General features: G+C 74.1%; 2 protein-coding genes. One reads left to right on the top strand and one right to left on the bottom strand.

Annotated elements, in window-relative coordinates; genetic code table 11:
• Positions 1 to 474, bottom strand: a 474-nt coding sequence (locus HMPREF3086_RS13465) for an EsaB/YukD family protein (RefSeq protein ID WP_210401875.1), incomplete at its 3' end; no start/stop codon positions are given.
• Between the two features lie 190 nt (positions 475 to 664).
• Between HMPREF3086_RS13465 and eccCa the strand changes: the two genes are divergently transcribed.
• Positions 665 to 4,669: type VII secretion protein EccCa (gene eccCa, locus HMPREF3086_RS13470; protein ID WP_070722382.1), on the top strand; the 4,005-nt coding region annotated here is incomplete at its 3' end.

The raw sequence follows: 4,669 nt of genomic DNA on the forward strand, positions 1-4,669 counted from the left end.
GGCGACCGCCACGACAGCGGTCGCGGCGGTCGCGGTGGTGACCGCGTCACGGCGGTCCCACGAGGCGGAGCGGGCCACGTCCGGCTCGGTCAGTCCCTGTAGGACGTCGTCGAACAGCGGGGCGGGCGTCGGCACCGGGCGGTGGTCCAGCACGAGTATCTCGCCGTCGTGGACGCGCTGCTGGGCGAGGGTCTCCGACACGGCCAGCGGGCCGCCGGCCAGTCGGGACAGCTGCCAGGACCCGCCGGTGCCGCCGCCCATCCGGGCGTCGACGTCCACCCCCGACGCCGGGCCCGCGGCCGCGCGGATGTGGTCGCGGACGAGGTCCACGACCTCCGGGATCACCGCGACCAGCTCGAGGTGGGCGGGCAGACTCAGATCCACCCGGGTGGAGCGGCACACCACCGACACCCGGCGCTGGTCCAGGGGTTCGACGCCCGCGGCGACGCCCCTGATCTCACTGTCCGCCGACATCTCACCGACCTCCTGCTCGTTCCCGGTTGGTGCCCCCGCCAGGACGTGTACTGCCCTAACATCGCCACCCGATACGCCGATCATTGTCGGGGCGGAAGGGCGCTCGTGGGGGCCCCAACTCCCGGCGGCGCGCCGCGCGCCCGTCGGCAGTGGAGGGGACGATCGCAGATGACGCACACGGGTGCCGCTGATGGGTGACGTCGTGTTCGCGCGCGCCGAGAAGCTCGACGCCCCGCCCATACCCGGCGGCGAGATCGCGCTGCAGGCGCCGCCCGCCCTGCCGCGGCCGACCCCGCGTCCGCTCATCCAGATCGTGCTGCCGATCGTCCTGGTGGTGGCCGTGGGCGGGATGGTCGTGGTGATGATGCGCACGGGAATGATGCGCAACCCCGTGTTCATGCTCTTCCCCGTGATGATGGCCGTCTCGGCGGTGGGCATGCTCGCCGGCACGCTGACCGGCGGGAGCAAGACCGCCGAGACGGACGAACTGCGCAAGGACTACCTGCGCTACCTCGGTCAGACCAGGGACATCGTCCGTGAGACCGCGGCCGCGCAGCGGGCGGCCGCACTGTGGCGCCACCCGGACCCCGTCGAGCTGCCCGCGCTCGTCGGTACGCCCCGCATGTGGGAGCGCGACGAGTCGGATCCCGACGACCTCACCATCCGCGTGGGCCCCGGCCGCCAGTCGCTCGCGACCCGGCTCGAGGCCCCGGACGCCGGTCCCGTCGACGACCTGGAGCCGGTGTCGGTGGTGAGCATGCGACGCTTCGTCCGCGTGCACTCGGTGGTCGACGAGCTGCCCGTCGCGCTGGAACTGCGCGCGTTCGCCGCCCTGTCCCTCGACGGCGACGTCGACCGCGTACGCGCCGCCGTACGCGCCATGATCGCCGGCCTCGTGGTGGCCCACGGTCCCGACCGGGTCCGCGTCGCGGTGGCCGCGAGCGAGGGCGACGCCCGCCGGGCCTGGGAGTGGCTCAAATGGCTCCCGCACCACGAACACCCCGTCTACACCGACGGCGGCGGGCGGGTCCGGCTCACCGAGTTCTCGCTCGCCGGGGTCGAGTCGATGCTCGGGACCGACCTCTCGGACCGTCCCGCCTTCTCCCCGAGCGCGGCCGGTGTCCCGGGGCGGGCGCACCTCGTCGTCGTCGTCGACGGGGTCGGCGTCACCGGCGCCGAGCGTCTCCTGGCCGAGGACGGTCTCGACGGCGTCACGGTGCTCGAGGTCTCCGGCAGCCGCGCCGGGCAGCTGCGCGACCTCGCGCTGCGCCGGGGTCTGTGCATCCGCGTCGACGATGATCGTGTGGCGCGCGTCCGCACCGAGGCGGGGGAGGAGGAGGTCGCGTGTGTCGACGCGATGAGCCCGCCGGAGGCCGAACGCCTGGCCATGGCGCTGTCGCGCTACCGGCCCGCCGACACGGTGACCCACGCCGACGGCTCCACCTCGACCCGCCGCGCGCCCGGCCTGCCCGACCTGCTGGGGATCGGCGTGGCCACCCAGGTCGACCCGGCGGTCGCGTGGCGACGCCGCGGCGAGCGCGACCGGCTGCGCGTGCCCGTGGGGGTTAGTCCTGACGGCGCGCCTGTGGAGCTGGACCTCAAGGAGGCAGCTCACGGTGGCATGGGTCCGCACGGGCTGTGCATCGGCGCGACCGGATCCGGCAAGTCCGAGTTTTTGCGCACCCTCGTGCTGGGCCTCGTCGCCACCCACGACCCCGATTCGCTCAATCTCGTGCTGGTGGACTTCAAGGGCGGCGCCACGTTCCTCGGGCTGGAGTCGCTGGCGCACGTCGCCGCGGTCATCACCAACCTGCAGGCCGAGGTCACCATGGTGGACCGCATGCGGGACGCCCTCGAGGGGGAGCTCACCCGGCGCCAGGAGGTGCTCCGCGCGGCCGGCAATTACTCGAACGTCGCGGAGTACGAGGCCGCCCGCGCCAAGGGCGCCCCGCTGGACCCGCTCCCCGCGCTGGTGATCGTGGTCGACGAGTTCTCCGAACTGCTGTCCTCCAAGCCCGAGTTCGCCGAGCTGTTCCTCACGATCGGGCGCCTCGGGCGGTCCCTGCACATCCACCTGCTGCTCGCCTCCCAGCGCCTCGAGGAGGGACGGCTGCGCGGGCTGGACAGCCACCTGTCCTACCGGATCGCGCTCAAGACGTTCTCGGCCACCGAGTCCCGCACGGTTCTGGGCGTGACCGACGCCTACCACCTGCCCGCGACCCCGGGCGCCGGCTACCTCAAGGTGGACGCCGGCGACCCGGTGCGGTTCGACGCCGCCTATGTCTCCGGTCCGTACACCGAGGACCGACGCCTCGACGGTTCCACGGTGGCCATGGTCGCCGCCCGGGCCGCGGTGCGGCCGTTCACCGCCTGGTACATGCCGGTGCCGACCCCACCGGTGGTGATCGGAGGCGACGACGAGGAGGACCTCGTTCCCGGGGACGGCGCGGACACCGACGGCGCGGAGGGGGCGGCGAGCCTCCTCGACGTCCTGGTGGGCCGGCTCGCCGGGCACGGCCGACCCGCGCACGAGGTGTGGCTGGCCCCTCTGGGGGAGGGGGCACCGCTGGACTCGGCCGTGGGCACCGAACCGACGGGCACCGAACCGACGGGCACCGAGCCGACCGGCTCGGACCCGGCGGGGGCCGCGATCGCGGCCGTCCGGCCGGTCGGGCTGCGGTTCCCGCTCGCCGAGGTGGACCTGCCGTTCGAGCAGCGCCGCGACACCTGGTACGTGGACCTGTCCGGGGCCGACGGCAACGTCGCCGTCGTCGGCGGCACCCGCTCCGGCAAGTCGACGACGCTGTGCACCCTCGTGCTGTCCGCGGCCGCGACCACCGAGCCCGACCGGCTGTCGGTATACGTCGTGGACCTCGGCGGCGGACTGCTGCAGTCAGTCGCGGACCTGCCGCACGTGGGCGGGGTCGCCCGCCGCGGCGAGGAGGAGAGAATCCGGCGCACGATCGCCGAGGTGGACGCCGAGCGTCGTCGTCGCGAGACCGCCTTCCACGAGGCGGGTATCACCTCCGTCGACCAGGCGCGCCGTCGGGAGATCGACCGGAACGGGCGCCCCGTGGCGGAGTACCCCGACGTCCTTTTGGTACTCGACGGATGGCAGGCCCTGCGCACCGAGTTCGAGGACCTCGAGGCCGTGGTCCTGGGCCTGGCCGCGGACGGGCTGTCCTATGGGATCCACGTGGTGTTGTCCGCCTCCCGCTGGGCGGACCTGCGGCCGGCGCTGCGCGACGCCCTCGGTACCAGGGTCGAGCTGCGCCTGGGTGATCCCACCGATTCCATGATCGACCGGCGCGCGGCGATGACGGTCCCGGCCGCCCCGGGGCGGGGACTCACCCGCACCCGCGATCACATGCTGGTCTACCAGCCCCGGCTCGACGGTCGGGTCGACCCGGAGGGTATGGCCGACGCGACCGCCGAGGCCTCGCGTCACCTCGCCCGGCGGTGGCGCGCCCGGGTGGGCGACGTCGGCGCCGCCCCCGTCCGGATGCTGCCCGAGGTGCTGCCCTACGCGCAGGTCGCGAGCCTGGCCCGTCCCGACGCCGACGGTCGTCGCACCCGCCTCCCGCTCGGCGTGGACGAGGCCGACCTCACGGTGGTCTACGCCGACCTGGAGGGCGACCCGCTCATGCTGGTGCTGGGCGACTCGGAGTGCGGGAAGACCTCCCTTCTGCGGTCGCTGTCCCGCGGGCTGGTCGCGGGGAACACCCCCGAACACGCCAAGCTCATCGTGGTGGACTACCGGCGCACGATGCTCGGCGAGGTCACCGGGGACCACCTCGCGGGATACGCGCCCACCGAGACGGCCCTCGTGCCCATGGTCGAGCACCTGGCGCAGGTCCTCGACGAGCGCATGCCCGGCGCCGACGTCACGGCCGAGGAGCTGCGCGCGCGGTCGTGGTGGAGCGGACCCAGGATCTACCTCCTCGTCGACGACCTCGACCTCGTCATCACGGGAGGGGGCAACCCGCTGCAGCCCCTGGCGCGCTTCCTGCCGCACGCCCGGGACATCGGCCTGTCGGTCGTCCTGGCCCGGCGCAGCGCCGGCGCCTCGCGCGCGCTGTTCGACCCGTTCGTCGCCCGGATCCGCGACCTGGGCGGCGCGGGTCTCGTCATGTCCGGCAGCCGCGAGGAGGGGCCGCTGCTCGGAGGGGTGCGACCCGGCCCGCTGCCCGCGGGG

Origin of the sequence: Dietzia sp. HMSC21D01, assembly GCF_001815995.1 — a bacterium.
GTDB classification, from domain to species: Bacteria; Actinomycetota; Actinomycetes; order Mycobacteriales; family Mycobacteriaceae; genus Dietzia; species Dietzia cinnamea.